The organism is Mesorhizobium sp. M2A.F.Ca.ET.039.01.1.1 (assembly GCF_003998035.1).
Classification (GTDB): domain Bacteria; phylum Pseudomonadota; class Alphaproteobacteria; order Rhizobiales; family Rhizobiaceae; genus Mesorhizobium.
Genome location: NZ_RZRY01001229.1, coordinates 1 through 1118, shown reverse-complemented (window position 1 = coordinate 1118; position 1118 = coordinate 1). Strand labels below are relative to the sequence as shown.

The window sequence follows — 1118 nt, the reverse complement described above, 5'->3', positions numbered from 1 at the left end:
TCTCACGGGCGCGCAGATCGAGGCCGGGGCGGCTGTAGATGTCGCCAAACGAGAACTCGAACACGTAGTTCGCGAAATCGGGGGCAATGTCCGCCAGGGCGGCGATGACATTGCGGCCGGCTTCGCCATCTATTTCAGCGAGCGCCCGCTTGCCGCGTTCCAGCCGGCTTTCGCTGACGTTCGGGGATTGATGCGTCATAGTCCTTCATCCTCTTTTCAACGCCGGCATATCCGGCAATCTTGGTGTCGAGGACGAGAAGGCAGGCTTGCAGTTTGGCCAGATGCGCACGGACACGCTCGCGGTGCTGCTCGAGCAACGCGCCGCGCTCCGCTTCCGTGTTGACGCCGCGCTCCCGCAAGGCCGCGTAACGCAGCATTTCCCGAATAGGCATCCCTGTCGTTTTGAGGCGATCGAGAAATTCTATCCAGGTCAGGATTGATACGTCGTAGTCACGTTGGCCCGATTGGTCCCTGTCGGCATGGGGAAGCAGCCCGATCCGCTCGTAGTAACGGATGGTGTAGGCAGACAGTCCCGAACGCTTCGCCAGCTCGCCAATCTTCATCACGCTCTTCTTTCGTCACGACGCGCAGAAAGCTACGAGTTAGAGTGAGCTCTAAGTCAAGAGGCTGTGTCACTTCGTCGTGTCGCGGAAATGCTAACTTTCGCGACGACATCTGATCGTTGATTTTAGCTGATAAAACGAATGCTTAAAGCGCATCCCCTTAATCCTTTCAAGCGCGAGGCGCTTGAAGCCGGTCAGGATGCCTTGAGGCTGGAGCTCGCGTCGTCGCCGTTCGACGCGTCGCGTCGCTCGCCACCGATCGTGTCGGCCGCTTTGTCGCGGATGGCACGCGAAAGGGTCTCCGCCTTCCAGGCGCGCACCTTGTCCAGCGCCGCCTCGCGGTGCAGCAGCCGGTAGCGGTCGAGGAACAGCCGGATCGCCTGCGGGTGCGGGAACTCGCCGGGATAGACCGCGACCGCGATCAGGAAGGCTCTGTCCTCGCTGAGGTCGAGGGCGCGCAGCGCCGCAAGCAATGCGGCATAACCCGACTGCCCGGTCACCGAGCGGGCCGTCGCGAAGTCGATCTCCAGCGCATCGGCAAGTGCGGTCTGGAAG

1 protein-coding gene and 2 pseudogenes are annotated in these 1118 nt (G+C 61.6%); all 3 read right to left on the bottom strand.

Going from position 1 to position 1118, the window contains the following annotated elements:
* A pseudogene (locus EOA24_RS42625) lies at nt 1–199 on the bottom strand (carboxymuconolactone decarboxylase family protein); the annotation flags it as partial.
* A complete protein-coding gene (locus EOA24_RS38850) occupies nt 135–563 on the bottom strand; it encodes a MerR family transcriptional regulator (RefSeq protein WP_126078376.1) in 429 nt (142 codons plus the stop codon). The pseudogene EOA24_RS42625 and the gene EOA24_RS38850, both read right to left, overlap by 65 nt.
* Before the next feature lie 194 nt (nt 564–757).
* Nucleotides 758–1118: pseudogene (locus EOA24_RS38845) on the bottom strand (hypothetical protein); the annotation flags it as partial.

Excerpts from the sequence above, each read along its gene's own strand:
- EOA24_RS38850 (WP_126078376.1), bottom strand. The coding sequence starts at position 563 with ATGAAGATTGGCGAGCTGGCGAAGCGTTCGGGACTGTCTGCCTACACC.